We start from the raw sequence: 26,338 nt of genomic DNA, 5'->3' as shown, positions 1-26,338 counted from the left end.
GACTAGAATTTATACTATCTGAAGTATGAGGACCTCTATATCCTTAATGAAGTGTTAATTTATTCGAGGGATATCCAAAGGAACAGGCTCGCATAAATTTGCAGGGGTAAGTTCAGTCAAAAATTGAACGCGAGAAAATTATTTTTTAGAGTGATTTGCACGAGTTTGGCCTCATTTTTCTGATAAGGCGAAACCTTACGTCTGCTAGGGGAATTTTCGGTGATACGCTTTGAGAATGTGGGACTTCGGTATGGCATGGGCACTGAAGTACTTCGGGATTTGACCTTTTCCATTGAGCCGCAATCTTTTCAGTTTCTCACTGGTCCTTCAGGTGCGGGCAAAACCAGTTTGCTGCGCCTGTTATTCCTTTCTATGCGCCCCACTCGCGGGTTGATTTCTGTTTTCGGCAAAGACACCACCAAGATCGCAAAGGCTGAGCTGCCATCTATGCGCCGCCGGATTGGTGTGGTGTTTCAGGATTTCCGGTTGCTGGATCACCTGACCACCTACGAGAATGTGGCTCTGCCGCACCGTGTTGCGGGGAAATCCGAGGCAGAGTACCGTCCTGATGTGATCGATTTGCTGAAGTGGGTGGGACTTGGTGACCGTATGCATGTGCTGCCGCCTGTTCTTTCCGGTGGTGAAAAGCAGCGTGCTGCTATTGCACGGGCGTTGATCACGCGGCCTGAAGTTTTGCTCGCGGATGAGCCGACAGGTAACGTGGACCCGCCGCTTGCCCGCCGTTTGCTGCGTTTGTTCATTGAATTGAACCGGCTTGGCACTTCCGTGGTGATAGCAACCCACGATTTCCATTTGCTGGAGCAGGTGGAAGCTCGGCATCTTATCCTCAACGACGGGCGGTTGGCTGTTCATGACTGATACTCAGCAAAGAAGAGAACCGCCAATGTCTGGCCCAAAGTCCGGGCCAAAACGTGTGCCAGCTGGACAAAAAAGGCCTGGCAAGCCGCGGAAAGGACCGCCAAAAGGCAAGGGTGGTCGTCCGGTCAAAAAAGCGGCGGGTGCGAAACCTTCCGGGTTACGGTTTAAGCTCAAAGAAAGACCTGCCCCGATTGTTCCACCGCAGGCGATCTCCGGTCAGGCCCTGATGCTTGTTGTGGCGATCATGAGCTTTCTGGCCTGCCTGACCGTTGGATTTGTGGCCATCGTCAATGATGCGGCGAATGACTGGACCAATGATCTGGTGCGCGAGGTCACTGTGCAGATCCGTCCTGCGGATGGCGTGAACATGCTGCAGGAGATTGATCGCACGCTGGCTCTTGTTCGCGAGTTTCCCGGTGTTGGAGACGCGCGCGCTCTTTCTGATGAAGAAACCAAGGGATTGCTTCAGCCCTGGCTTGGGGAGGGGCTTGAACTGGAAGAGCTTCCGGTTCCGCGTCTTGTTCTGGTGGAGATAGATGATCCTGAGCTGCTTAATCTGGCAGATATGAAGGCTCAGATTGAGCAGGATATTCGTGCAGCATCGGTGGATGATCACCGTGTCTGGAACCGTCAGCTTTCAGCGATGGCGAACACAGCTGTGCTTGTGGGTTTTGGTATTTTGGTGCTCGTTCTGTTTTCCATGGTGCTCTCCGTCATTTTTGCGACGCAGGCTGCTATGTCCGGTAACAAGGATGTGGTTGAGGTGCTGCACTTTGTTGGCGCGGAAGTTAGTTTTATTGCCTCCGAGTTTCAGCGTCACTTCCTGGTGTTAGGGCTTAAAGGCGGGTTCATTGGCGGTACGATTGCCGCACTGAGCTTTCTGGTTATGGGCTTCTTTGGGAGCTCGGACATCACTTCCGTCAGTGGAAATCAGGTGCAGGCCTTGTTTGGGGCGGTGCAGGTGAGTGCTATTGGGTATGTTGGAATTATTGCTGTTGTGGTGCTTGTTGCGGTATTGACCGCCCTGACGTCTCGTCTGGCTGTCCACAGACATTTGGCAAATATGGATTAAGTGTCGTTTTCTTTCCATTTTCGCCAGTTCTGATATGTAGTCAGGAAAATATTCGTTCAGGTTTGTGGCTATAAGCATTGTAGCGACATCATGGAGCATTCTTTGAATACGCGCGACACAGCGGCTAAATTTAAAGCAACCGGTGAGCAAGAGTCGGTACCAGCCAGCGTTGATAAACGCCCTGGCCGGAAGTCGTTTGTCCGGCGCAGTGTCCGTTTTTTCTTTTTGTTGTTTCTGATTTGCTCTGTCGTTTTTGCAGCTGGCTTCTTGTGGTTTGTGGAAGTTTTGCAGCCCTCTGTGCAGGCGGTTGTACCCAAACATGCTGATGGCATTGTTGTTTTGACGGGTGGTCGAGACCGGATTTCGCAAAGTCTGGATCTTCTGGAAGTGGGAAGCGCGAAGCGTCTTTTGATCTCTGGCGTTCACCCATCAACCAGTGCAAAGCAGATTGCGCGGCTCAATTCCAAACGCATGTGGTTGTTTGATTGCTGCGTTGATCTGGACCGAAAAGCGCTCAATACCATCGGGAATGCCGAGGAAACTGCCAACTGGGTGCGAAAAAATCAGTTCAGCTCACTGTTGGTCGTTACCAGTGCCTATCACATGCCTAGAGCATTGGCCGAATTGCAAGTTCGCCTGCCGGATGCTGAGCTTTACCCAAGTCCTGTCTACCATAAAGAGCTGGATTTAGAGCATTGGTATGAAAGTTCTTCGATAACAAAGCTTCTCCTACGCGAATATGTGAAGTATATCCTCGTTCGGCTGCGAGTTGAGCTGGACGCTGTATTCCCTGTAAAACACTCCTCTTAATTTCGTAAGATGAAATCTGAATTCACCTTGGCATAGTGTCGGGTGGAAATGGTTGTGAAGGTCCTATGCTCGTCCTGCGTTCCGTTCTTTTTAACGTGCTTTTTTACATCAGCACCCTGATCATTATGATCGCATGTATGTTTTTGTTTGTGCTTCCTGTCCGGTATTGCTGGTGGCTGCTGCCATTCTGGGGCCGTGTAGAGAAGTTTCTGTTGCGTTGGGTTGGTGGTGTAAAGTCTGAGATCACAGGCATCGAAAACCTGCCAGATACCGGCTGTGTCATTGTTTCCAAGCACCAGTCTGCATGGGAAACATTTGCGCTTGCTGAGTATTATCGCCAGCCAACGTTTATTTTGAAGCGTGAGCTGCGCTGGGTGCCGTTCTTCGGATGGTATCTGATGAAGTTCCGCCAGATCCCTGTTGATCGTGGTAAAAAGGGTAAGGCCCTTGCTGCCATGGGTAGACGGGCCGCTGAGGCAATTGCGGAAAATCGCAATATCATCATCTACCCTGAAGGAACACGCCGTCCTGCTGGTGCTGAGCCACAATACAAATATGGTATAGTGCACCTTTATAAGACGCTGAATTGTCCGATTGTTCCGATTGCTCTTAACTCAGGTGTTTATTGGCCGCGTCGCCGGTTCTTCCGTTTCCCTGGCACGATCAAAGCAGAGATCCTTGAGCCTATTCAGCCGGGCTTGCCACCGGAAGAGTTCTTCAAGTTGTTGCAGGAACGGATCGAGACTGCCTCCGACCGTTTGCTGGATGAAGCCGAAAAAGATACGCCGGATAACGTTATCATCAAAGAAGCCCGTGTACGGCAGGCAGAATATAAGAAAAAATAAAGATTTTGCGTGGAAATCAGATGTTTCAAAGGAAGAAGGCCGCCTTTGCCTTAAAGGCGGCTTCTTTTTTTGACAATGCTCTGGCTTAACTTGTAACATGTTCGCAGTTTGTTCTATAAAGTACTATGGGAAATAGCAGGAGAAATCAGGAGAGTGCGTTGCAGTACTCATTGTTTGATGATCGCTTGCCAAGTGGCAGGTCTCCACGCGTGTCAGAGGAGCTAGGTGCTGGCAGCCAGTTTAAATACTGGTCTGGTGCATCCGGGCATCGTTACCTCTTTACCCGGATCTCTCCGGAAGAGGTTTCTGACTATGCGGAGAACCTTGTTCTGATCACAGACAAGAAGAGCGAAGCCGTTGTCTGGCTCGGGTTTTTGGGTATGTCGAATGAAAAGACCCCAATGCCTGCGCTGAAACCTTCGCAGGGTGCATACGTACATCTTCTGGCAGAAGACAGCGCGGAGAGGGATCGCGCTCACAATGATCTGCGTACGGGGATCTTTTCTTATATCAAGCAGGAAGACGAGTAGTCGAAACCTGAAGCTATATCGAGAGTTGTCGTGCCAGCCATTCTACGTTCTGGTCTTTAATACCCATTTCCTTCATATGTGCGTGAGTGTTGAGTACATACTCCGGATTTGCGCCAGACTGACCCACAGCCCCTTTTACAATCTGCAATTGGTCTTTTAGCGGTAACGCACCTGCATATTGCTCGTGTTTCTGGTCTGCAACGAATGTGACTGCACGAACTTTGGTGCCTTCCTCGTCCAGCAAACGGACACGGCGGTGTGTTTCCAGATACACCATGGTTTGCTGTTCACGCTCGCGGAGATACCCAAGTGTGTGCTGCCAGTTTTCTGGTGAGACCCTGAATGCCATGCCGATGCAAGCACCGCCTTTATCCAGCCCAAATACCAGTCCAGGGTTGTCTTGAGTCCCACGATGAACCCATGAATACACGCAGAGAGATCTATGAACGCCATGCAAGATTGCGGGGACTGCTTGCTCGAAAGTAAAGCCAGGGCGCCAAATTAGTGAGCCGTAGCCAAATATCCATAAATCTCGCATAACTATTTTCTCGTAGAATTCTTTGAGTGACACGCCTATCAGGCTCGTAATCAGCATGCAACTCACAGCACTGTGTGAGGGTAACGGAGAGTAGATGACTGAACCAAAAGTATCCCGGCCTCCAAGAAAGTCGGCGTATTTCGTTTTGGCGATCCTTGTCGCCTTGATTATTGGCGGGTGGTCCGCCTATTGGGCAGTTGGGCGCGGTATTGTTTCTGACGTTATTCGCAACGGTGTGAAGGTTGCTGAAGCAGACGGCGGAAGTCTTGAATGTGGTGACCAGCAACTTGGCGGTTACCCGTTCCGATTTGAACTGACCTGTACCCCGTTCCGCATGGACAAGAACGGAGAGTGGTATTTTATCAATGAGTTACGTGGTGTAGCGCTGGCTTATAACCCGACCCATGTGATCTTTGAGGCGACTGGTCCTGCTGAGGCAAACTTTGGCCAGCAGGGGCCTGCATACTCTGCGCATTGGAAAACGGCTCAGGCGAGCGTGGTGGCTGAAAACAGTAAGCCTGCTAAAATTGACGCTGTCTTTAAAGAGCCGAAGCTGACTTACACCATTGGCGAGCAGTCTGTTGAGCTGAATGCTGAGCGGACAGAAGCGCATATGCGCCGCGTTGAAGGCAATGAGGACGCGCTTGATCTGGCTGTGCAGGTCAATGGCCTGACAGCGGGCAAAGTGTCTGATGATGTGCCGCTGGATATCAGCCTTGTTATTCTGTTGCCGGAGGGTTCGAAGCTTCTGGACGGCAAAGTTCGCAATATTGCTGATTTGATGGTTGATGAAGAATTAAAGGTCAACCTCTCCAGCTTGCAGCTGAAAAGCGGCGAGTTTTCCGTCAATACGGGTGGTGATCTGGTTATTGACCGTCAGGGTCGTTTGAATGGAACGCTGCCACTGGTGATCACTGGTATTCATCAGCTGGAGGATGTGTTGCGACCATTGTTCCCACAAGGCTCCAAGATGCTCGAGTCGCTGCAGAAGACTGCGATGAGTATTGGGCAGGGAAGTGCGGTAAATGGTGTGCCGACACTCAAGATCCCAGTAACCATAGAGAATGGGCGTGCTCGTATCGCGTTCTTTGATCTGGGGCCTGTGCCTCAGCTGATCATAAAAGAAAGCGGCTCGTAAGAGCCGCTTTTGGTTTATGCGAGAGCCAGACGGTCAATCGGGACGATGAAGCTGTCTTTGTCGTCTGGTTCTGCCAGATTTTCAAAGAGGCTGTTGTCGACCTTGTTTTTGTTTGGCACCAGCCAGCGGACGTGAAGCCAGTCACGTTCTTTACCGATCCTGGAGATTTCTTCCACGAGAGTGCGACCAATGCCGGTATGGCGGTGGTTCTGCACGACGTAGATATCATCCAACTGGCCAATGCGCAGGCCAGAGATCAGGTCTGGAATGTCAAAGAAAGCGGCAAAGCCAACCAGTGTCTCGCCTTCGAATGCACCAATGATTTCGATGGACTTGTCTTCGAGCAGGCGCTCGGAAAAGACTTCGTCCGGGCGACGTGGAGCACCGCGCTTGAGAGCTTGTGCATTCTCTGCAATGAGAGGGGCCAAGTCTGGCGCGTCACCGGGTTTTAAGGCTCTAAAAGAAAGATCAGCCATTATACCTCTTCCCGTTCCTTCGTTTGATTTTGCGTTATAGAGTGACCCCAAAAATCCCTTAAAATCAAGGTGTGAAAGTCTCATAGGGCTTGGAATTTTGTGGGATCCCTAATTCCTGAGGCTGGCTTGATTTTCATCGATGCTATTATTGCGGCCAAAGACCTAGTGTTTGACGGTTCAAAACTCGCAAATAGCACGAATGGTGAGTAGTGAAGGCGGATTGACGCCTCTAAACTCAGCTTGATTTTGCAACGCAACAGGAAGTGTCATGTCTAGCTCAGAGCAAGTTCACAGTATCAGACCGCGTCGTAGTGCGCTTTACATGCCAGGTTCAAACGCACGGGCACTGGAAAAGGCCAAGGGGCTGGATGTGGATGTGCTGCTGCTGGACCTTGAAGACGCTGTTGCGCCTGATGCCAAAGAGATGGCACGTACTCAGGTGTGTGAGGCTGTCGCTGGTGGCGGTTACGGGCATCGTGAGCTTGTTATTCGTATCAATGGGATGAAGACACCCTGGGGCCAGGAAGACCTGAGAGCAGCTGTTGCTGCCAAGCCGGATGCTGTGCTTCTGCCGAAGGTGGAAAGCCTTGCTGATATCAAGCCCGTTGCTGATTATCTGACAGAGCAAGGTGCTGATAGTGTTCGCATTTGGGCGATGCTTGAGACGCCGGGTGCGATCCTCAATGCCTCCGAAATTGCTGAGGCTGCCAAGGACCCGCATAATCGTCTGGATGTATTCATCATTGGCACCAATGATCTGAGCAAGGAGAGTGGTGCACAAATCCTACCGGGTCGTGCTGTTTTGATGCCTTGGCTGATGACCTTCCTGGCGATCGCGCGTGTTGGTGGTGCGGATATTCTGGATGGCGTTTACAACAACTTCTCTGATCTTGAGGGCTTTGCGGAAGAATGTAGGCAGGGGGCTGAGATGGGTCTGGATGGCAAGACGTTGATCCATCCGAAGCAGCTTGGGCCTTGCAACACTGCCTTTGCGCCGAGTAAGGCGGATGTTGAGTGGGCGAAGAAGATGATTGCCGAGTTTGAACTGCCAGAAAACCAGAGCAAAGGCGCCGTGCAGGTTGACGGCAAGATGGTTGAGCGTTTGCATGCAGATATTGGCCGCAAAACGGTTGCGATTGCTGAAGCTATCAAGCGGCACGTGAACGCGTAAATTTGAACTCTGCGCACGTTTTAACCTCTGGTATCTGATAGGTGTGGCTGGTAGGTTCCCGCCCACACCAGAAGAATTTAAAGGAATAAACATGCGCCTTTACCGCCTCATCACCGAACCGGATTCTGCAAAGTTTTGTCACCGCGTCACTGAAGCGCTCAACAAAGGTTGGGAACTGCAGGGCTCTCCAACCATGACTTATGACGCAACTCAGGGCCTTACCATTTGTGGTCAGGCTGTGGTCAAGCATGTTGATGGTGAGAAGTACACGCCAGAGACCAAGCTTGGTGCTTGGTAAGACACGTCTTTGATTGATGTTGGAAGTGGCGGGAATTTCCCGCCATTTTGCTTTTGGGCTGCCGTTAGGCGCTTTCCAGCATAGCCTCTAAAACACCCCGATAGACCGCTCTAATGCGATGATGATGGTTTGGGGAAGCCTGCCAGAAGTTGGTGAGGCCGGGGCCTGCATTTAGTTCCAAGACATTTGCTGGTGCGTCGTCTTTGCTGAGGTCATCGCAAAGGATATCGACGCCTGCATAGCGCAAGCCGCATACACGCGCAGCTTCCACGGCCAGATCTTTGAAGCGTTGTGAGGCTAGGTCGGTGACGTCGACCGCTTCACCACCGGTTGAGAGGTTGGCGTTGGAGAGGAGCTGCAGGAATTCTCCGTTATGGAGAACGGTTGCCAGATCGTATCCTGCTTCCTGAATGGCTTTGAGGATGCGCGGGTCGTCGTTTTCAACCTTATAACCGCCGCTACGGGTGGTGAGGGTTTTGATTTTTGCAGCCAGTAGTTCTGCAATGGTGTTGGTGCCATCTCCGATGATGGAGAGAGGGCGCCGTTCGATGATGGCCAGAATGGTTCCATCAAGTACAATCACGCGGTAGTCACGGCCTGAGACAGCTTCCTGTACCAGCATGCGGTCGTTGGATCGCAGAGCGTTTGTCAGGTGGGAGATGAGTTCCGCCTCATCAGAGATCTTCTGAACGCCGACGCCCTGGGTGCCTTCATTGGGTTTTATGAAAACCGGATAACCCAGTGACTGAGCGATCTTGCCTGCACCTGTGAGCGTATTCAGGCTTTTGGCGACATGTGGGTTGGCAGTGCTGAGTTGCCTGATGGCTTTGTCTGAATGAATGAGTTTGAAGTTTGGGGTTGGCAGGCCAGCGTCCTGTAGCAGGCGGCCGCAGAAATCCTTGTCCCGTGCAGCTTCTCCAGCTGCATAGCTATTGAGTGCGAAGGCTCCGCCCTTGATGGGAAAGCGTTTGTCGCTGCCTGTTTCGATATAGCCGAAATAGAAGAACTCGCTGTCGAGAGCGAGTTTGATGCCTTTCTCCTGACACAGCTCTGCAAGCAAGCGTGGGGCAAGAGGGAGGTTCGGCAGGTCAGGCGAAACAGGGATAAACTGCATTCAAGTTCTCAAGCTAAAAAAAAGGAGCGCCGAAGCACTCCTCTTCATACATCAGAATTTTGCTTAAGGCTCTAGTTGTTGCCGCGTCGCTGACGGGAATTCGCGATGTAATCAATCTTGAACAGATCCGGGTTAGTCGCGCCGTTCTCAGTCACGTCATAGATCGCAACAGACGTGTCATAACCCTGTGCGTCGCGTACGGTCCATTGCTTGAGCTTGTAGTTCCTTGCGTCGAAAATCAGTGTCAGGCGGCCAGATGTGAAACGGGTTTTGTCGTCGATCGCAATTGTGATGAGATCTGGCTCAACAACCACGTTGGTTACATTGGCGTCTGTCTTAAGGTCGATTTTATCAGCCAGCAGGAAGCGTAGTGGTGTCTGGGAAAGCGGCCAAATGTCCTGTGTCTGCAACTTACGGTCCTTCACTGAAACCATGCTGCCGTCAGCAATGATGTCGAGTGTAGAAGGCTTGTTGTAATAGAAGCGGACTTTGCCCGGGCGGCTGATGAAGAACTGGCCTTCTACACGCCCGCCAGTTGGGCCAAACTGCACGAACTTGCCGTGCATGTTGCGAACAGAGTTGAAATACTTGCTAACGGCGTCAATGGCTTGCACGTTGGTCAGCGCGACTGGCTGTACCTGCTGGGCTGTTTGAGCGGCGGAGTGTTCCGCAGTCAGTGGGACAGAACCAATAAAAAGCGCTGCCGCAATTGCGAGGCTTTTGCCAATCCTACCAAAAGAGATCGCCTGAGATGCAATCATAAATATAACTCCGCTGTCAAAACTCGTAGAACAACCGTAAGGCGAGTTGATTAACTCTTCTCTAAATCCAGCTTGCGGTTATTTGTGAACCCTCATTCTGAAAGGCTATCGTTACCATAAGGCGAAGATGGGGCATATGCCTCAAATTCCATAAATTCGCCTAGAGATCTCCGAAAAGACTGATCAACTTTTCGGGAGTGTTTTACAGCAGTCTCCCTGTGATTGGCTATAGGCAGACTGCTGTAAGAGAAGTATCAGAACTGTTCGCCGTTTTCTGGAAGCAGGATCTCGCGCTTACCGGCATGGTTCGCTGGGCTGATCATGCCTTCCTGCTCCATGCGCTCAATGAGAGAAGCTGCACGGTTGTAGCCAATTGAAAGGCGGCGCTGAATGTAGGAGGTCGATGCTTTGCGGTCTCTGGCGACGATTGCGACGGCCTGATCGAACAGGTCGTTGGTTGCGTTGCCGGAGCCTTGGGTCAGAGCGTCGTAACCGCCTTCAGACTCGGCGTCTTCAGTCACGTCAGAGAGATAAGTTGGTGTTCCTTGCTCTTTGAGGTGTGAAACGATGTCTTCCACTTCATCATCAGCGACGAATGGACCGTGAACACGTTGGGTTCTACCGCCAGCAGCCATGTAAAGCATGTCACCCATACCAAGCAGTTGTTCTGCGCCCATTTCGCCAAGGATTGTGCGACTGTCGATCTTAGACGTCACCTGGAACGAAATACGGGTTGGGAAGTTGGCCTTAATGGTACCGGTGATGACGTCCACGGATGGGCGCTGGGTTGCCATGATCAAGTGGATACCAGCTGCACGGGCCATCTGTGCCAGACGCTGGATTGCGCCTTCGATGTCCTTACCAGCCACCATCATGAGATCAGCCATTTCATCGACGACCACGACGATGTACGGCATTTTCTCCATTGGCAGTTCTTCTTCTTCGAAGATTGGCTCGCCAGTGTTTTTGTCAAAACCGGTCTGAACGGTTCGGGTGAAGCTTTCGCCCTTCTTCATGGCTTGCTCAATGCGGGTGTTGTACCCGTCGATATTGCGCACGCCCATCTTGGACATTTTCTTGTAGCGATCTTCCATCTCACGAACGGTCCATTTCAAAGCCACAACAGCTTTGTTTGGATCGGTCACAACAGGGGTGAGAAGGTGTGGGATGCCGTCATAAATGGATAGTTCCAGCATCTTTGGATCGATCATAATCATCTTACACTGCTCAGGGGTGAGCCTGTAGAGCAAGGAGAGGATCATGGTGTTTACGGAAACGGACTTACCAGAGCCCGTGGTACCAGCCACGAGCAAGTGCGGCATGCGGGCAAGGTCGGCGATGACGGCTTCACCATTAATGGTTTTGCCGAGTGCCATAGCCAGCTTTGCTTTGGACGCGTCAAAGTCCTCAGAATCCAGAAGTTCGCGAAGGTATACGGTTTCGCGCTTGGCGTTTGGCAGTTCGATACCTATGGCGTTTTTACCCGGAATAACGGCCACACGTGCAGAGATTGCGCTCATGGAGCGGGCGATGTCGTCTGCCAGACCGATGACGCGGGAAGATTTGATGCCCGGTGCCGGCTCCAGTTCGTAAAGGGTTACAACAGGTCCCGGACGAACTGCGATGATTTCGCCGCGGACGCCAAAGTCACCCAGCACACCTTCCAGAATACGGGCATTTTGCTCAAGCGCATCTTTGCTCAGGCGTTGTTTGCCGTCGGCCTGAGGCTCAGCGAGCAGTTCAATGCTTGGCAATTCAAACGGTGGCTGTTTGATAATTGCAGTAGATCTTTTTTCCTGAGCAAACGGGCGCGGTACAGAGCGCCCCGGAGCAGGGCGTGGTGGCTGTTGTTGAGGCGCCGCCTGCATTGGTGGTTCTTGCTCATCAGGACTTGCAATGCCGATCGGTGCATCTGGCTGAGGGCCGAGATGAAGGTCTTCGCCCTCATGGTATTCATCTGGTCCGAGCACATATCCCTGTTCATCATAAACGGGTTCACCTGCCGGAACGGGCTCCCACTGTTCTTCAGGATAGTGCTCGTTTTGTGCAGCGTAATGTTGGGTGTTGTCGTGTTGTGGGTCAAACTGCACATCAGGCCGCTCACTCTGAGCTTCCTGCTGATAGTAATCGCTGAGGCCATCGTCTTCGACAGGCATAAGCTTGGCCGCTACTTTGCGTCTTAAACGGGAAACCAGCCCGCCTTTTTCAGCGGGCTCATCTTCATCAGCTTCGTGCTCTTCCCACTGCTGATCTGCCTGTTGGTCTTGCTGTTCTTCTTCGTAGTATTCAGGTTGCTGAGGCTGGTTTGGATCATGCGGAGCTGCTGCATAATCTTCTTCCTGCCAGTTTTGCTCAGTGACCAGCTTGCGCTTGAAGACCGTGCGCTGGATCGCGCTGGTTGCCATGAGCTTCCAGTGGCTTAGCGCGCCAATGATTGCATAATAGCGGTTGTTTTCGCCGTCATAGTCTTCCTCAGAATCTTCCGTAAACGGCAACGCTTCGTGAGGAGTGTATTCATCTTCAACAGCTTCGTCTTCGGCGAATTCTGCAGGGGTTGGGTCTTTGCCGATGAGACCAGCTGCGTAAGCTAATAGCACAATTGAAGGCAGACCAAGGCCGACAGCACCGGTCAGGGTTCTCATGCCGGTTGAGAGCTCTGGCAGGATTGCGGTTGGAACTGAGAAGATCCAGTCACCAAGGAAACCGCCAAGTCCTGTTGGCAATGGCCAGCTTGATGGAATTGGAATGGCCGCCAGACCACCTGCAAACAGCACGGTTCCGACAAGCCAGGTCAGAAAGCGTTTGCGGGTGACACCAGATGTGTATTTGAGAGACAGGCGCCAACCCCAGATGAAGATGGGCACCAGAAAGACAGCTGTTGCCAGCCCGATTGTCTGCATCAGAACGTCTGCAACAATGGCTCCAGTCTGACCCAGTGCATTATGAATCTCCGCATTGGTTGCGTGATTCAAGCTTGGGTCGTCCGTTGACCATGTTGCGAGGGCTGCCGCCACACAGAGACCGATGACGAGGATCACCGCGCCACCAATGACGATTATGTTGCTTTTGATAAAGCGCTTGATCGGGCTCTCTGTATCAGCCAGTGAAACAGAGCTTGCTTTTGGTCGTTGCATTGCAGCAGCCTGACGCATTCAATTACTCCAGAGAGTCCAAAATTCTTCGGAAAGCTTCCTTGCTGACTTCCAAAGATTCAACGAGGGCGAGGCGGATGTATTTATCACCGGGGTTGGAACCGTCCGGCATGTCCGAGGCGATGTAAGCTCCTGGGAGGGACTTCACACCCACTTCGCGCCAGAGCTTTTCAGCGATCTGTGTTCCTGAACCCCAGCGGGAAACATCCAGCCAGAGGAAGAAACCACCTTCTTTGCGTACTGAGCCAAACAGAGGAGATAGCATCTCTTCGGCGGTGTCATACTTTTCATTGTAGAGGCGGCGGTTTTCGATCACGTGTCCTTCGTCACCGAACGCGCGTACGGCGAGCGCTTGCACAGGCATTGGGACCTGAGGAGCTGCAACGTTGCGGAAATCGGCGAAGAATTGGATGAACTCCGGATCTCCGGCAGCAAAGCCGCAGCGTGCGCCGGGGAGGTTGGAGCGCTTGGACAGTGAGTTGAATGTCACGACATTTTTCAACGTGCCATCAAGAGCTTCAGCAGCTTCCAAAATACCTGTTGGAGGCGTGTCGCGATAGATCTCAGAATAGCACTCATCAGCGAAGAGCAGAAAGTCGTGTTTGCGTGCCAGCTTGATGAGCTTTTGCCAATATTCCATAGGCGCAACGGTGCCTTGTGGGTTGGCGGGGGACGCAAAATAGAACGCGACGGTGCGGTCGAGCAAAGCTGGATCGATGGCATCCAGATTTGGCAAAACTCCGTCTGCTGGTTCTGGCAAAAGAATTTCGTCAGCACCCGCAATATGAGCGCCAGCACCGTAGGATTGGTAAAACGGGTTCGGCAAAATAACAGCCGGCTTGCCGTCTTTCTTCAGATAATCGCGTGCGCAAACACAGCCAAAGACAAGACCTTCGCGAGAGCCGTTGAGCGGAATAACGCTTTTGTCTGGATCGAAGGCATCAGAGAGTTGAAAACGGTTTTTGACCCATTTGCCAACAGCTGCACGGAATTCATCAGTGCCACGAATTGCTGGATACTTGCGGAAGCCGTTCTGATTTTCTTCAAGTACTTCAATGACGTAGCTTGGAGGCTCATGACGCGGTTCACCAATTGTCATGACAATCGGATCAAGACCCGGTTCGATTCCAGCGAGCTGCTGATTCAGCCGCTGAAACGGGTTTCCTCCGCTAGATTTTTTCTCAATTTCTTTCGTGGACACAAGAATTCTCGCAGGAATGATTTACAACAAATGCTCGGAGCACCAAAACTCTAGTGTTTTTTGGTAAATTGGCTGTTAACCAATTTACTGTGCGCTAAGCTGAATAGGTGTTTCTTCTGGGGTTTGTCATCTGATTTTTTAGAAGTGTGGGTTTTGATGTGTGTGCTGAGTTAGGATCGAACTTGGGCCGAGATTTGTCGAAATGGCACAAACCACAGAAAACATTGAGGCGAGCCATATTCATTTGGATTCCTCATTTGTCATTGTTTTTTCCAAGTCAAAAGGCATGCGCAGACTCACGTTAGAACAGTTGCGTGACTATGAGCTGGAGCCCGACGAATTTTATTGGGCTTATTTGCAGCGGATTGCCGCTCAGAACCGCGAGTTTCTTGAAGAAGTTGGGCTGGAACACAGCGATATTGATGATCTTTTAGCCCGAGAGGTGCGTCCGCATTGCCATGTGCGCACAAGAGGGGCGTTTATTGCCATCAATGTTTTCAATGAGTTGCCCAAACAAGAAAGCGGCGACATGGAATGTGCCCAGATCTGGGTGGATGCTAAGCGGATGATCTGCATCTGGCACGATCCGCTGGATGTTTTTCAAAGTTTGCTTGAGGGGTTCAAGACCCGTGTGCCACCAGAAAGCACGGCAGAATTCTGGGCTCGATTGGTGCTGGCGATTGCGGAACGTGCTGAAGAAATGGTTGAGGTGCTTCAGGATAGGATCGACCATCTTGAGGATGTGGTGCTGGAGACAGGAGACCACCCTTGGGAAAGCGAGCTTGCGCAGGTTCGTCGGTTAGCAACCATTGTCAGGCGCAGCATGCTGGCGCATTTGGACATCTTGAGGAATTTTGAGATTGAGAAGTTTGAGTGGGTCAATCGGATCAACAAACGCCGCGTTCGTGAGGCGGGTGACCGGGCTCTTCGAATTGCCGAGGAGATGGATGCTATCCGTGAACGGGCAGAAATAGTTCACGATCAAATCATGTTTAAACGATCAGAGAACACCAATCGCTACATGCTGATGATGGCGGCAATTGCCGTTGTGTTTTTGCCGCTTAGCTTTGTGACTGGTTTGCTGGGTATTAATGTCGGCGGCATCCCGGGCAGTCATGACCCTGTTGCGTTTAGTATTGTCAGCGGGCTTTTGATCATTTTCGGCGTGGGACTGTTTGCGATCGTCCGGTGGTTTAGGATTTTCTAAAGGGCTGGCTCCGTGCGTCGTCTTATAAGGAAGCCGGAACCAGTCGGGAATACGTTCTAGAAATCGCTGGTAATGCCTTTGACTTCCCAATCGCTGTAGCGGGCAGGGTCCAGACCACCACGGCCATTAAGCTCTTTCGGCATTTCTTTTTGGGCTGTGTCGATCTCTGCACGGCGCTCTTCAGCTTCTTTTAAAGCACGTTGGGCGGCAGGGGGCAGGTCTTCAAACCGGCGTTTTTTTGGCGCTTCTTCAATCTGCTCCGTCGTATCGACTTCTTGTGTTTTAAAGTTTTCGACGGCTGATTTGTTGTCTTTTTCCATTTCAATCCCCGTTGGCTGATGCTGCTTATCGCTGTTGTAAGCTTGCGTTTGCCATTTGGAGCTACCACTTAAGCTGGTAGTGGTAGTTTCACAATGATCGCGTAGGCTTAGATATAGGCGCGAGAGCCTGTATTTTGCAATGGGCACTGCGTTCATTGGTGGATGACCGGTAGAATTGGCGAACTAAAAGAACAGATTGGAGCATTGAAACCATGAACTATGTACGGACCGGTATGCTGCTTGCGGCGATGACCGCTTTGTTTATGGGCATTGGCTTCATGCTTGGCGGCCAAACCGGCATGCTGATTGCTCTATTGATCGCCGGCGGCATGAACATCTTCTCCTATTGGAACTCGGATCGCATGGTTCTGTCCATGCACCATGCGCAGGAAGTGGATGAACGTCAGGCCCCGGAACTTTATGGCATGGTTCGTACCATGGCGGCGCGTGCTGAGCTCCCGATGCCAAAGGTTTATGTGATCAACAACCCGCAGCCCAATGCGTTTGCGACTGGCCGAAACCCTGAGAATGCGGCAGTTGCAGCAACGACTGGTCTTCTGAACTCTCTTTCCAAAGAAGAAGTTGCAGGCGTGATGGCGCATGAATTGGCGCACGTGAAAAACCGTGACACGCTGATCATGACAATCACTGCGACGATCGCTGGTGCGATCTCCATGCTGGCGAACTTTGCGCTTTTCTTTGGAGGAAACCGCAACAATCCGCTTGGTCTGATTGGGTCGATTTTGATGATGATCCTTGCACCGATGGCGGCGGCTTTGGTTCAGATGGCGATTTCCAGAACGCGCGAATATGCGGCTGACCGTATGGGTGCGCAGATTTGTGGTAACCCACTTTGGCTTGCTTCCGCTTTGCATAAGATTGCAGGCGGTGCAGCACGGGTTGTGAATGAAGATGCAGAACATAACCCTGCAACGGCGCATATGTTCATCATCAATCCGCTTTCTGGCCAGAACATGGACAACCTGTTCTCGACACATCCGAACACAGATAACCGGATTGCTGCGCTTCGTCAGATGGCTTCTGAAGCTGGCTTTACTGAAACACGTAGTTCTGGCGGTGGTGATCATTTTAACGTGCGCGAGACGTCGCAAGCTCAGCCGCAGCGTGAAACACGTCGCCCAAGTGGCCCATGGGGAGCATCCCGCCAATCAGGCCAGCGTGGTGGGAATGACCAGCCTAGTCGTGATGAACCGCGGAAGCCCAAAGGGCCATGGGGCTAAAAGCAAGGGAAATCTGCGAATACGAACCGTCTCTCGCATTTGCTTTGTTGATTGTACCGTGTTTACCTGAATAACTATTCGCGCTTCCCAAATTGTCTTTGCAATATTAAAGGTTCTGTGGTTAGCCGAGCAGGATTTGACAGTTCTCCTTTGGTTACAACTGGCAGTAATCCGCCGAAACTCTAGTGGAACCTGATGAAACCGGTTGGCCTCTGAGTGAGGCTCTTCACACAAGAATGCATCTTTAAAAGAATAGATGGCGCCGAAGGTCTGGCGACACATTCTGGAATACATGGATCAACGATGAGCGCAGAGCGTAAGAATACATCCTCTCGGGACAGAAACTCCAAGTTCAAGGGGAGAAAGCGTTCTGGAGCACAGAAGACTCCAAGAGACAATGACAGAGCTTCTGAAACGGAGAGCGTAGAGGGCACCTTTAAAGATCCCGGCTATGCTGCTCGTAAGGCTGCCACCGATCTGATTGGTAAAGTTTTGAGCAAGCGTATGCCACTGGATGGCGAGCTTGATCTAAACAACGGTCATCCGGGCTATAAACGCCTTGAGCCGAATGATCGAGCGCTTGTTCGTGCGATTATTGGCACTGCGCTGCGTCGCCGTGGTCAGATTCAGGATGTGATTGATCGCTTTCTTGACCGGCCTATTCCTGAGAAAACGGGTCGCGTTCTGGACATTCTCCATGTTGCTATGGCGCAGTTGTTCTTTATGTCCGTGCCTGATCACGCAGCGGTTTCCCTTGCTGTGACGCTCGCTGGCCGTGATGCACGTGCCAAGCCGTATAAAAACCTCGTCAATGCTGTTCTACGCCGTGCAACACGTGAAGGTGCAGCGATTATTGCTGAGCAAGATACTGCGAAGCTGAATGCTCCTGATTGGATGTTTGCACGCTGGTGCGAAGTTTATGGCGAAGAAGCTGCGCGTGCGATGTCCTCTGCGCATATGCAGGAGCCGTATCTGGACCTGAGCGTGCCAGCAGACCGTGATGATTGGGCGGAAAAGCTGGGTGGTGAAGTTCAGCTGGGTTACTCCGTACGCTTGCAGCCAGACGGGCCGATTGAAAAGCTGGAAGGCTTTGAAGATGGCAAATGGTGGGTTCAGGATGCAGCAGCTGCAGTTCCGGCTCGTTTGCTGGGTGATATCAAAGGCAAAGTGGTTGCAGATTTGTGTGCTGCCCCCGGTGGTAAGACCATGCAGCTTGCTGCTGCTGGTGCTGATGTGACAGCTGTCGATATCTCAGCCCGTCGTTTGCAGCGCCTGACACAGAATCTGAAGCGTGTTGGTTTGGAAGCTGAGACTGAAGTTTCTGATCTTCGTGAATTTGTACCGGTTGATCTTTTTGACGCGATTCTTCTGGATGCACCTTGTTCTGCAACCGGTACCATTCGCCGTCACCCAGATGTGGCATGGCTGAAGCGTGAAGATGATGTGCTCAAGCTTGCTGACCTGCAGTACGAATTGCTTGAAAAAGCACTGGGTTGGTTGAAGCCGGGCGGAACTCTTGTTTACTGCACCTGTTCACTGGAACAGGAAGAGGGTGAACTGCAAGTTCAGCGCTTGTTGCTGGAGCATCCTGAGGTGCAGCGTGTGCCTGTAACAGCTGAAGAGCTGGGCGGCGTTGCTGAGGCGATCAATTCTCAAGGCGACTTCCGTGCGATGCCAGGTCAGAACCCATCCTCAGGTAAAACATCTGGTGGTCTGGATGGCTTTTTCGCAGCTCGTTTGCGTCTCTCTTAAAAAGAGCTGGTGGAATGTCACCAAGGATTTGCGCAAAGTGGGCATGGTTAACGAGATTTAAAGAGCTTGGGCGCAAACCATTTGTTAAGTTTGTTTAGAGCGTGTTGTTGCAAATCGCTTTCTTGCTCACGCTCTAAATCTTTGTTTTTGTGCGTATCCTTATCTGAAACCGAAACTGCTTTTCGGGGATACGCTCTAATGGAGTGCTGAAGGGGTATGACGGGCGCAACGGTGTCTGAAAGACTTAGAATCCTTAGTCTTTTGACACAAAACATGGCTCAAAACAGTCTGAACTGGGCGCGAGGGGGATCTATGTTCCGCTTGTTCTCGTTTGGAAGTGCGCCATCGCGTCTGCTTATCGCTCCTCAGGATTTACGCACTGCAGATGCTACAAACGCCGCTGACATTTATGCTGGCCGGTTCCTGTTTGCCGGACATCTGGTTGAAGTGGGCGGGCAATCTCCGTTTGATGTTGAGCCGCCGAATCTCCAATGGTCAAAAGCGCTGCATGGGTTTTCCTGGCTTCGTCATTTGCGTGCTGCTGAGACCAACATGGCACAGCAAAATGCCCGTGCCTTGGTTGAGGACTGGATCAGGTCCTGTGGTCGCTGGCATGATAGCGGCTGGAAGCAGGAAGTTGTTGCACGCCGCGTGTTGAGCTGGATGGCTCAATCTCCGTTATTGCTGACCGGATGTGAAGCGGATTTCTATCGTGCCTTCATGCGGTCGCTGTACCGGCAGGTGCGCTATCTACGCCGGACTATGAACAAAGCGCCGGATGGCTTGCCGCGTCTGACAGTTGCCATGGCGAATGCTTGTGCAACGGTTTCCATGGATGGGCAGGGGCGTCACGTCAAACAAGCTCTGAAACGCCTTGATCAGGAATTGAAGCGTCAAATCTTGCCGGATGGTGGTCATATCTCCCGGCATCCCGGTGCGATTATTGAGATTCTTGTTGATCTGCTGCCAATCCGCCAGGCGCTTGTGATGCAGGGGCAAACGGTGTCTCCAGTCATGATGGAATCCATTGACCGCATGATGCCGATGATCCGCTTCTTCCGTCATGGTGATGGATCCTTTGCTCATTTCAATGGCATGGCTTCTACTCCGGGTGATGTGGTTGCGACCATCCTTGCTTATGATGATGCACGTGGAACACCGCCTGTTAGTGCACCGCATTCCGGTTATCAGCGTCTCACTGGTGGTGATAGCCTTGTGATGATTGATGTGGGAGCGCCGCCGCCAACGCGCTTCTCTAGCAATACGCATGCTGGTTGCCTCTCCTTTGAGTTCTCCTCAAAGCGCAATCGCATTGTGGTGAACTGTGGCGTCTCTACACGAGAGCAAGTTGCCTGGAAGATGGTGGCTCGTTCCACCGCTGCACATTCAACAGCCGGGATTGGTGATACGTCTTCCTGTCGTTTTCTGACGTCCTCTCGTTTTGATAAGGTGTTGGGTAATCCGGTGTTATCCGGTCCCAAAGATGTTGAAGCGGAGCGTCAGGACACGGACCTTTCTGACCGTGTGATTGCGAGCCATGATGGCTATGTAGAGCGCTATGGCATTGTTCATGAACGTGATCTGACGCTGTCGCGTGATGGAACAGTTCTGGATGGGATTGATCGGTTCAAGCCGACATCTGACAAGGCAGAGGAAGAGACTGTCACGATCCGCTTCCATCTACACCCACAGGTAAGCTGCACCATGTTGCCATTGGGTGATGCTGCTGTTTTGCAGTGTGCGGATGGTGAAGCCTGGGAATTTTCTGCTGATGGGATTGAGTTCTCCGTTGAGGAATCAATTTACCTGTCAGACGTATTCGGTCACCGACAAACGCAGCAGATTGTTCTTAGTGTTGGTGTAAAAGAAGCGCTGAGTGTGACCTGGATGCTAAGAAAGACAGCCTCTGCCAAGGCGCGGCGGAAGACCTAACGTCATTTGTGCTCTTGCCCTTTAGGGGATGTAAACTGCTCCTAAAGGTTACCCGTCAAACCGCTCTCAATCCCCATAAAATGGGTTCCCACAGCTGTGAATAAGTGTTATTTGGCGGGCGTCAAAACCCTTTCATTTTCTCTAAGAGAGTAGGCTTTTACCCATGGCCGTTGTCTCCAAAGGCGTTCCGATACCTGAACTCGTATCGGTTAAGCGTGCGCTTCTTTCTGTCTCCGATAAAACCGGTCTTGTTGAGTTTGCGAAAGCGCTTTCCGAACGTGGAGTTGAGCTGATCTCAACAGGCGGAACTCGCAAAACGATTGCTGAGGCTGGCCTCCCAGTTAAAGATATTTCCGAGGTTACTGGCTTTCCTGAAATCATGGATGGCCGTGTTAAGACGCTGCATCCTATGGTACATGGCGGGTTGCTGAGCATTCGTGATGATGCTGAGCATGTTGCTGCGATGGATGAGCATGGCATCACTGGTATCGACCTGCTTTGCGTGAACCTTTATCCATTTGAAGATACGGTTGCATCTGGTGCTGATTACGCAAACGGTGTCGAGAACATCGATATTGGCGGTCCGGCGATGACACGCGCTGCTGCCAAAAACCATGCCTATGTAACCACTGTTGTTGACCCAGCTGATTATGCTGCTGTGGTTGTGGCGCTGGATACGCATAACGGTCAGTCTCCGATTGCTCTTCGTAAGAAGCTGGCGCAGAAGGCTTTTGCTCGTACCGCTGCTTATGATGCTGCTGTTTCCAACTGGATGGCAGAGCAGATTGATGAAGCTGCTCCGGACTACCGTGCGATTGGTGGTACGCTGAATGAAGTGATGCGCTATGGTGAGAACCCGCATCAGGCAGCTGGTTTTTATGTGACAGGTGAGAAGCGTCCAGGTGTTGCGACGGCTCGTCAGGTGCAGGGTAAGCAGCTCTCTTATAACAACATCAATGATACAGATGCAGCGTTTGAGCTTGTTTCCGAGTTTGATCCAGCTCGTACGGCAGCAGTTGCTATCATCAAGCATGCGAACCCATGCGGTGTTGCTGAAGCGCCTACGTTGAAGGAAGCCTACGAGAAAGCGCTGGCGTGTGATCCGGTTTCTGCGTTTGGCGGCATTGTTGCGCTCAACGGTACTCTGGACGCGGATGCTGCTGCTGAGATCACCAAGATCTTTACTGAGGTGATTATCGCTCCTGATGCGACAGAAGAAGCGATTGAGCTGGTTGCTAAGAAAAAGAACCTGCGCTTGCTCCTGACGAATGGTCTTTCTGATCCACGTGCCAAGGGTCTGTTTGTGAAGACTGTTTCTGGTGGCTTGCTGGTTCAGGATCGCGACAGTGGTGTTGTTGATGATCTGGATCTCAAGGTGGTGACAAAGCGTGCTCCGTCTGATCAGGAACTGGCAGATCTGAAAATGGCCTTCCGTGTTGGCAAGCATGTAAAATCCAATGCGATTGTCTACGTCAAAGACGGCGCGACTGTTGGCATCGGAGCAGGGCAAATGAGCCGCGTTGACAGCGCTCGCATTGCAGCCCGCAAAGCTGAGGATGCCGCAGAGGCTGCTGGCCTTGCTGAGCCGTTGACCAAAGGTTGTGTGGTTGCGTCTGATGCGTTCTTCCCGTTCGCTGATGGTTTGCTTTCTGCTGCTGAGGCTGGTGCCACTGCTGTTATTCAGCCAGGTGGTTCCATGCGTGATGATGAAGTGATTAAAGCTGCTGATGAAGCTGGCTTGGCAATGGTCGTTACTGGAATGCGCCACTTCCGTCATTAAAGGGCGGCATCTTTATAAATTCTGGGCCTTCGCAGGTTATGCTTGCGAAGGCTTTTTTATTGGCCGCTGGTTTTAATTAAAGCTGAAAGCCAATGCTTAGTTGTAATTGGTATGGTGGAGGGAACGAAAACAAGGCGCAAAAACAAGGCGCAAAAGCGTCGATAACTGCGCATGGTGCAGATGCTGCAAGATCAAGGTTTCCTTCCCAAACTTCAACGCGTCATAGTCTCGGATAACTGGGCTACGTTCATCGCGAAACATTTTATCTGGCTTCTTGCCGGATACTTCATTGTCCAGACCATTACTCGTTATTTTGCGTCTCCCGTATTGGGCCTGGATGAAGCGGAACAGATTATTGCGGCCCAGAGTTTTCAGCTTGGATATGGCCCGCAGCCCCCACTTTATACTTGGCTGACAATCGCTTTCTTCTGGGTGTTTGGAGAAGGGCTCTTTGCAACGGCTCTTCTTAAAAATACCTTGTTGTTTCTTGGCTATCTTGGTGTTTGGCTCACCGCGCGGAAGGCCTCTGATCCGACGTTGGCTGCTATCGGGACGGCCTCACTCATCTTTCTGCCGCAGATCTCCTGGGAATCGCAGCGAGCGTTGAGCCATTCAGTTTTGATGTTCGCGTGTTCTGCATGGACGGTTTATCTCTTCCTGACCTGCATCGAAAAACCAAGCTGGTGGCGTGCTGTTGTGTTTGGTGTTGTGATCGCAGCAGGTGCACTTTCCAAATACAACTATATGTTTTTGTTTGTCGCTTTGATCGCAGCTGGCTTTTGCATTGAGGACGGGCGCAAGTTCCTACGTTCAAAATACATTCTTGGTTCTGCTGCTGTTGCTGTCGTGCTTTTGCTTCCTCCTGCTTTCTGGATGTTTGAGAACCAGGACCTCATCTATGCACGTGTCCATAAGTTCGGAATCGAAAAGGTTGAACGGCATTTTCTGACCGGGTTTATCTCTCTGGTAAATGCAGCTTTGCAGTTTGTCATTGTGGCTGTGGTCCTGTTCTTTTGCGCATGGGCGACGAGCTTTTATTGGAAGGATGCTGAGCAGCACGACCAATATGTGAATGAGACCATTCGCAAACTTCTCACGCTTGTCGTTATCTTTGGGCTGGTTATTGCTGCTGTGTCTGTTGTTGCAAGTGGCGCGACCAATGTGAAAGATCGATGGCTTCAACCAATCCTGTTTCTTGCTCCGTTGGTTGCTTCGTTGTGGCTGTTTGCTGAGGTCTCAATACGTCAGGCCAAGATCATTCTTGGAACAGCTAGTGTGCTGGCAGTGCTGATCGTTGTGCTCATTCCCTTCAACTTTGCTTTTGGCAGTTTTAAAAAGCCAAGTGCGCATTCGCTTCCTTCTCAGGCAATTGTTGATACGCTGGCGCAGTATGGTGTGCGAAGTGTTCTGACTACGTCTCACAGCATTGCGGGTAACATTGGTGATCTGAAACCGGGTTGGGCAGTAACCATTCCGGAGTATTCCGGTATCGATATCAACTACGCCTACCCGGTTGCGATCCTTTGGAAGGGGCACTCCAAGGCTGTCCCTGAGAACATGTCTGCCCTTTATCAGAAGCTTAAAGGCAAGCCGATCCCTAACAGTGAAATCCATAAGGAAGCTGCGCCTTACTATCATTGGTCGGAATATCCGTTCGAGTATAGCTTCATCATTGTTGAGGGGAATAATCAGGCTGCCTCACAGCATTAGAGTTATACGGCTAAATTCTCCCAGTTTTGAGAATGGGTGGATGCTTTGAAAATTGGTAGTCTGGTCGTCGTGATTTGAGATCAGGGAGATGGGTCCGTGATATTCGATGAGATTACAGTGGAACCTGCCAGAGAAGCGGATGCGCATCGCTTGGGTGAGCTCGTCTTTGCGATGGAAAGCGAACTTTGGCCGGAAGATGAGCTTGATGTCGGGCAGTTCAAAATGACGGCTGAGGATATTCTCTCCGATGATGGCTCTCGCTATTGGGCTTATCTGGCGCGGTCTCAAGGCGAGCTTCTCGGGCTCATTACACTGTCGGAAAAGAAGGCCATTTATGCTGGTGGCAGGTTTGGTGAAATCGTCGAGTTTTACGTTGTGCCATCTGGTCGGTGTGCCGGGGTTGGTAAAATACTGCTGCAACAGGCAGTGTTGAAGGGGCAGGAGATGGACTGGCCTTACCTGGAAGTGGGAGCACCGCATCAGCCAGCCTGGAAAACGACGCTGAGTTTTTATCTTAATAACGAATTCAGAGAAATTGGTCCGCGGCTGGAAAGAGAAATTTAGGTGCGATTGCGAGTTCTTTTCGTTTAGGGCTGTTTCATTCAATTCAACAACAGAATGTCCAGAATGGGCTTTTAGGCTGGCTGCAACTTTTGTTGTTTGGCCAGGAGAAGCCTATGTGTTGGATGTGCAATGACAAAGCGGGTTTGGTTGGATCACCAGCGCGCCGCAAGTTTCTGAAAACGGCTGGTGTGTTTGGTGCTGCTCTGGCAACGGGTGGTGTTGGTGCTGTTTCGTCTGTCAGTGCGCAGGAGCCGCCTATTCCTAAGAATGAGATTGGTGGTGAGGCTGCTCTTAAGCGTTTGATGGATGGTAACAAACGCTATGTTGAGGGTGATATCACTCCTGCTGATTTCCAGAGTACCCGTGCTGCACTGGCTGCTGGGCAAAACCCGTTTGCGGCGATCCTTGGCTGTGCGGATTCCCGTGTGGCGCCGGAGCTGGCGTTTGATACCGGGCGTGGGGATCTTTTTGTGGTTCGTATTGCTGGCAATGTTGTGACGCCGGAAGGGCTGGCTAGCCTTGAGTTTTGTGTTGATGTGCTGGGTACGCAGCTCATCATGGTGCTGGGTCACGAGAAGTGCGGTGCTGTGAAGGCGGCGATTTCTTCTGTTCAGAGTGGCAACCAGTTTCCCGGTCATATCCAGACGCTTGTTGAGCTTCTTCGGCCTCCTGTGCAGCAGGCGCAGGGTGAGAAGGGGGATGTTCTCGTCAATGCCATCAAAGCGAATGTGCAGTGGGGCGTGACGGCTTTGCAGCAGGCATCGCCTATTTTGGACAAGCACTTCAAGGCGGGGACGTTGAAGGTGGTTGGTGGGGTGTATGACCTTGATACGGGCAAAGTTACAATGGTGACATAAGAGGGATCGCAGATGGTTGTTCCCATAATCAGGGTGTCTGAAGCGAAGGACCTTCCGGCTTTGCTGGAGCTTGAAGCGCATTATATGGCGGAGTTGGAACCGCAGAACTTTGAGCGATGGAAGACGTGTGAGGCTGTGCATCGTAAGCGGATGGAAGAGGCTTTGCTGCGCACTTTTGCCGCTGAGATGGCAGATGACATCAAAGGCTATTGCTATTGGGGGCTTCTGAACGACAGTGCCCATATCTTCAACGTGTATGTGCATCCGGATTTTCGCCGGTACGGTTTGGCGAAGTATCTGCTTGAGCGCACGGAGGAGGATATTCAGCGCAAGGGCTTTAGCCAGTGGACGTTCAACCCGATCAAGACCCACCCTGCGAAGGTGTTCATTGAGCAGCTTGGCTATAGATTGCAGTGGGAAGATACGGACCGGCTTCACATGTTCAAGGAGAAGGCGGCGGCGTGAGCCTTCCTGTTTTGCAAACAGCTTTAGCACCGCTGGAAATGTCCGGCGGTGTTTTCACGTGAAACTCCCAAAATGGGGAGGGCAAGGCGAGCAGGCAGTGCCTGCGCATTTTATTGGTTATGAGTCTTCGGCATTGGCTGTCGCCTTGCCCGGGCATTTTGGTATGGACAACATCGCCTCTTATCCTGAAAGACACGATAGCCAGTTTCCTGGAAGGACGATGGCTTATTCCAGCAAGTTTCCTTACTAAAACAGTTCCTTCATCCCTGACACGCAACCACTCTGACTGGTCCGTGTCACCGCGTGATGCCCTTCAGACTTGGGCCCTTCCTCTCAAACCATGCGGTCACGTTTGAAAATCGGTTCCACCGGACCTTTGAAAGATACGTTACTTCTCTCAAAAGCCCCACCCAGCCTACGACAAACTGACGGACGGTCCGCCAGCAGCCCGTTACGTAGGCATGGGAGTTAGTATGGCGGCATCTTTTGCCAAGGGGGATAAGTTTTTTGCAGGCCCTCCTGTGT

24 protein-coding genes are annotated in these 26,338 nt (G+C 51.5%); 17 read left to right on the top strand and 7 right to left on the bottom strand.

Features of this window, described 5'->3' with window-relative positions:
- Positions 1-219: 219 nt before the first annotated feature.
- The 5 genes from ftsE to PsAD13_RS01385 all read left to right on the top strand — a co-directional run bounded on the left by ftsE (position 220) and on the right by PsAD13_RS01385 (position 4,136).
- Entirely contained in the window at positions 220-879 is a 660-nt protein-coding gene (ftsE, locus tag PsAD13_RS01405) for a cell division ATP-binding protein FtsE (protein WP_057464653.1), read from the top strand.
- Positions 880-904: 25 nt separating this feature from the next.
- Positions 905-1,951 carry an ABC transporter permease gene (locus tag PsAD13_RS01400; RefSeq protein ID WP_063317088.1) on the top strand — a complete coding sequence of 349 codons (1,047 nt, stop codon included), beginning with the start codon at positions 905-907 and terminating at the stop codon, positions 1,949-1,951.
- A 102-nt stretch (positions 1,952-2,053) separates the two neighbouring features.
- Positions 2,054-2,761: an ElyC/SanA/YdcF family protein gene (locus tag PsAD13_RS01395; RefSeq protein ID WP_208986368.1), complete on the top strand. Its 708-nt coding sequence runs from the start codon at positions 2,054-2,056 to the stop codon at positions 2,759-2,761.
- Between the two features lie 137 nt (positions 2,762-2,898).
- A complete protein-coding gene (locus PsAD13_RS01390; RefSeq protein WP_208980589.1) occupies positions 2,899-3,606 on the top strand; it encodes a lysophospholipid acyltransferase family protein in 708 nt (235 codons plus the stop codon).
- A 158-nt stretch (positions 3,607-3,764) separates the two neighbouring features.
- Positions 3,765-4,136, top strand: coding sequence for a hypothetical protein (locus PsAD13_RS01385; RefSeq protein ID WP_208980588.1), 372 nt, complete (start codon positions 3,765-3,767; stop codon positions 4,134-4,136).
- A 13-nt stretch (positions 4,137-4,149) separates the two neighbouring features.
- On the opposite strand, the gene PsAD13_RS27180 is transcribed toward PsAD13_RS01385, so the two are convergent.
- A complete protein-coding gene (locus PsAD13_RS27180; RefSeq protein WP_082597033.1) occupies positions 4,150-4,674 on the bottom strand; it encodes a gamma-glutamylcyclotransferase in 525 nt (174 codons plus the stop codon).
- A gap of 94 nt (positions 4,675-4,768) precedes the next feature.
- On the opposite strand from PsAD13_RS27180, the gene PsAD13_RS01375 reads away from it, so the two are divergent.
- Positions 4,769-5,812 carry a DUF2125 domain-containing protein gene (locus PsAD13_RS01375; RefSeq protein ID WP_063317086.1) on the top strand — a complete coding sequence of 348 codons (1,044 nt, stop codon included), beginning with the start codon at positions 4,769-4,771 and terminating at the stop codon, positions 5,810-5,812.
- A gap of 14 nt (positions 5,813-5,826) precedes the next feature.
- Here the strand turns inward: PsAD13_RS01375 and PsAD13_RS01370 are convergent, their stop codons facing one another.
- Entirely contained in the window at positions 5,827-6,288 is a 462-nt protein-coding gene (locus PsAD13_RS01370) for a GNAT family N-acetyltransferase (RefSeq protein WP_057464658.1), read from the bottom strand.
- Between the two features lie 268 nt (positions 6,289-6,556).
- Here PsAD13_RS01370 and PsAD13_RS01365 point away from each other — a divergent pair, with 268 nt between their 5' ends.
- Complete coding sequence (locus PsAD13_RS01365; protein ID WP_063317085.1) at positions 6,557-7,459, top strand: CoA ester lyase; 903 nt, start codon at positions 6,557-6,559, stop codon at positions 7,457-7,459.
- 91 nt (positions 7,460-7,550) lie between these two features.
- Positions 7,551-7,757, top strand: a complete 207-nt coding sequence (locus tag PsAD13_RS01360) for a DUF1737 domain-containing protein (protein ID WP_057464660.1) — start codon at positions 7,551-7,553, stop codon at positions 7,755-7,757.
- 64 nt (positions 7,758-7,821) lie between these two features.
- On the opposite strand, the gene PsAD13_RS01355 is transcribed toward PsAD13_RS01360, so the two are convergent.
- The 4 genes from PsAD13_RS01355 to PsAD13_RS01340 all read right to left on the bottom strand — a co-directional run bounded on the left by PsAD13_RS01355 (position 7,822) and on the right by PsAD13_RS01340 (position 13,985).
- Positions 7,822-8,871: a cyanophycin synthetase gene (locus PsAD13_RS01355; protein WP_063317084.1), complete on the bottom strand. Its 1,050-nt coding sequence runs from the start codon at positions 8,869-8,871 to the stop codon at positions 7,822-7,824.
- 71 nt (positions 8,872-8,942) lie between these two features.
- Complete coding sequence (locus PsAD13_RS01350) at positions 8,943-9,632, bottom strand: outer-membrane lipoprotein carrier protein LolA (protein ID WP_063317083.1); 690 nt, start codon at positions 9,630-9,632, stop codon at positions 8,943-8,945.
- A gap of 254 nt (positions 9,633-9,886) precedes the next feature.
- Positions 9,887-12,784 carry a DNA translocase FtsK gene (locus PsAD13_RS01345; protein WP_063317082.1) on the bottom strand — a complete coding sequence of 966 codons (2,898 nt, stop codon included), beginning with the start codon at positions 12,782-12,784 and terminating at the stop codon, positions 9,887-9,889.
- Between the two features lie 4 nt (positions 12,785-12,788).
- On the bottom strand, positions 12,789-13,985 hold the full coding sequence (locus PsAD13_RS01340; protein ID WP_063317081.1) for an aminotransferase class I/II-fold pyridoxal phosphate-dependent enzyme: 1,197 nt from the start codon (positions 13,983-13,985) through the stop codon (positions 12,789-12,791).
- A 202-nt stretch (positions 13,986-14,187) separates the two neighbouring features.
- Between PsAD13_RS01340 and PsAD13_RS01335 the strand changes: the two genes are divergently transcribed.
- Entirely contained in the window at positions 14,188-15,192 is a 1,005-nt protein-coding gene (locus PsAD13_RS01335; protein WP_063291262.1) for a CorA family divalent cation transporter, read from the top strand.
- 56 nt (positions 15,193-15,248) lie between these two features.
- Here the strand turns inward: PsAD13_RS01335 and PsAD13_RS01330 are convergent, their stop codons facing one another.
- Entirely contained in the window at positions 15,249-15,512 is a 264-nt protein-coding gene (locus tag PsAD13_RS01330) for a DUF1674 domain-containing protein (RefSeq protein ID WP_063286174.1), read from the bottom strand.
- A 212-nt stretch (positions 15,513-15,724) separates the two neighbouring features.
- Here PsAD13_RS01330 and htpX point away from each other — a divergent pair, with 212 nt between their 5' ends.
- From htpX to PsAD13_RS01285, 8 genes are all read left to right on the top strand, one after another.
- Positions 15,725-16,753 (top strand): zinc metalloprotease HtpX, encoded by a 1,029-nt coding sequence (gene htpX, locus PsAD13_RS01325; protein WP_063317080.1) that lies wholly within the window; start codon positions 15,725-15,727, stop codon positions 16,751-16,753.
- A 303-nt stretch (positions 16,754-17,056) separates the two neighbouring features.
- Positions 17,057-18,505, top strand: a complete 1,449-nt coding sequence (rsmB, locus tag PsAD13_RS01320) for a 16S rRNA (cytosine(967)-C(5))-methyltransferase RsmB (RefSeq protein ID WP_084404610.1) — start codon at positions 17,057-17,059, stop codon at positions 18,503-18,505.
- A gap of 273 nt (positions 18,506-18,778) precedes the next feature.
- Positions 18,779-20,437 carry a heparinase II/III family protein gene (locus tag PsAD13_RS01310; RefSeq protein WP_063317079.1) on the top strand — a complete coding sequence of 553 codons (1,659 nt, stop codon included), beginning with the start codon at positions 18,779-18,781 and terminating at the stop codon, positions 20,435-20,437.
- 163 nt (positions 20,438-20,600) lie between these two features.
- Positions 20,601-22,217 carry a bifunctional phosphoribosylaminoimidazolecarboxamide formyltransferase/IMP cyclohydrolase gene (gene purH, locus PsAD13_RS01305; RefSeq protein WP_057464670.1) on the top strand — a complete coding sequence of 539 codons (1,617 nt, stop codon included), beginning with the start codon at positions 20,601-20,603 and terminating at the stop codon, positions 22,215-22,217.
- Between the two features lie 180 nt (positions 22,218-22,397).
- On the top strand, positions 22,398-23,927 hold the full coding sequence (locus tag PsAD13_RS01300) for a glycosyltransferase family 39 protein (RefSeq protein WP_063317354.1): 1,530 nt from the start codon (positions 22,398-22,400) through the stop codon (positions 23,925-23,927).
- A 96-nt stretch (positions 23,928-24,023) separates the two neighbouring features.
- Positions 24,024-24,491, top strand: a complete 468-nt coding sequence (locus tag PsAD13_RS01295) for a GNAT family N-acetyltransferase (protein ID WP_208986367.1) — start codon at positions 24,024-24,026, stop codon at positions 24,489-24,491.
- Between the two features lie 113 nt (positions 24,492-24,604).
- The gene (locus tag PsAD13_RS01290; protein WP_244275084.1) at positions 24,605-25,348 is read left to right on the top strand and encodes a carbonic anhydrase; all 744 of its coding nucleotides are present in this window, start codon (positions 24,605-24,607) and stop codon (positions 25,346-25,348) included.
- Positions 25,349-25,360: 12 nt separating this feature from the next.
- Complete coding sequence (locus PsAD13_RS01285; protein ID WP_057464672.1) at positions 25,361-25,813, top strand: GNAT family N-acetyltransferase; 453 nt, start codon at positions 25,361-25,363, stop codon at positions 25,811-25,813.
- Positions 25,814-26,338: the final 525 nt, after the last annotated feature.

Source organism: Pseudovibrio sp. Ad13 (assembly GCF_001623225.1).
In the GTDB taxonomy this organism is placed as follows: Bacteria; Pseudomonadota; Alphaproteobacteria; order Rhizobiales; family Stappiaceae; genus Pseudovibrio.
Note: the sequence above shows the minus strand (reverse complement) of the source record. Positions and strands in the feature narration are given on the sequence as shown.

Bases quoted from the DNA above. Each gene is read 5' to 3' on its own strand.
- PsAD13_RS01300 (WP_063317354.1), top strand. From the start codon at position 22,398: ATGCTGCAAGATCAAGGTTTCCTTCCCAAACTTCAACGCGTCATAGTC.
- PsAD13_RS01330 (WP_063286174.1), bottom strand. From the start codon at position 15,512: ATGGAAAAAGACAACAAATCAGCCGTCGAAAACTTTAAAACACAAGAA.
- PsAD13_RS01355 (WP_063317084.1), bottom strand. From the start codon at position 8,871: ATGCAGTTTATCCCTGTTTCGCCTGACCTGCCGAACCTCCCTCTTGCC.
- rsmB (WP_084404610.1), top strand. From the start codon at position 17,057: ATGAGCGCAGAGCGTAAGAATACATCCTCTCGGGACAGAAACTCCAAG.
- PsAD13_RS01285 (WP_057464672.1), top strand. From the start codon at position 25,361: ATGGTTGTTCCCATAATCAGGGTGTCTGAAGCGAAGGACCTTCCGGCT.
- htpX (WP_063317080.1), top strand. From the start codon at position 15,725: ATGAACTATGTACGGACCGGTATGCTGCTTGCGGCGATGACCGCTTTG.
- PsAD13_RS01310 (WP_063317079.1), top strand. From the start codon at position 18,779: ATGGCTCAAAACAGTCTGAACTGGGCGCGAGGGGGATCTATGTTCCGC.
- PsAD13_RS01350 (WP_063317083.1), bottom strand. From the start codon at position 9,632: ATGATTGCATCTCAGGCGATCTCTTTTGGTAGGATTGGCAAAAGCCTC.
- PsAD13_RS01345 (WP_063317082.1), bottom strand. From the start codon at position 12,784: ATGCGTCAGGCTGCTGCAATGCAACGACCAAAAGCAAGCTCTGTTTCA.
- purH (WP_057464670.1), top strand. From the start codon at position 20,601: ATGGCCGTTGTCTCCAAAGGCGTTCCGATACCTGAACTCGTATCGGTT.
- PsAD13_RS01365 (WP_063317085.1), top strand. From the start codon at position 6,557: ATGTCTAGCTCAGAGCAAGTTCACAGTATCAGACCGCGTCGTAGTGCG.
- PsAD13_RS01375 (WP_063317086.1), top strand. From the start codon at position 4,769: ATGACTGAACCAAAAGTATCCCGGCCTCCAAGAAAGTCGGCGTATTTC.
- PsAD13_RS01370 (WP_057464658.1), bottom strand. From the start codon at position 6,288: ATGGCTGATCTTTCTTTTAGAGCCTTAAAACCCGGTGACGCGCCAGAC.
- PsAD13_RS01360 (WP_057464660.1), top strand. From the start codon at position 7,551: ATGCGCCTTTACCGCCTCATCACCGAACCGGATTCTGCAAAGTTTTGT.
- PsAD13_RS01290 (WP_244275084.1), top strand. From the start codon at position 24,605: ATGTGTTGGATGTGCAATGACAAAGCGGGTTTGGTTGGATCACCAGCG.
- PsAD13_RS01390 (WP_208980589.1), top strand. From the start codon at position 2,899: ATGTTTTTGTTTGTGCTTCCTGTCCGGTATTGCTGGTGGCTGCTGCCA.
- PsAD13_RS27180 (WP_082597033.1), bottom strand. From the start codon at position 4,674: ATGCGAGATTTATGGATATTTGGCTACGGCTCACTAATTTGGCGCCCT.
- PsAD13_RS01400 (WP_063317088.1), top strand. From the start codon at position 905: ATGTCTGGCCCAAAGTCCGGGCCAAAACGTGTGCCAGCTGGACAAAAA.
- PsAD13_RS01335 (WP_063291262.1), top strand. From the start codon at position 14,188: ATGGCACAAACCACAGAAAACATTGAGGCGAGCCATATTCATTTGGAT.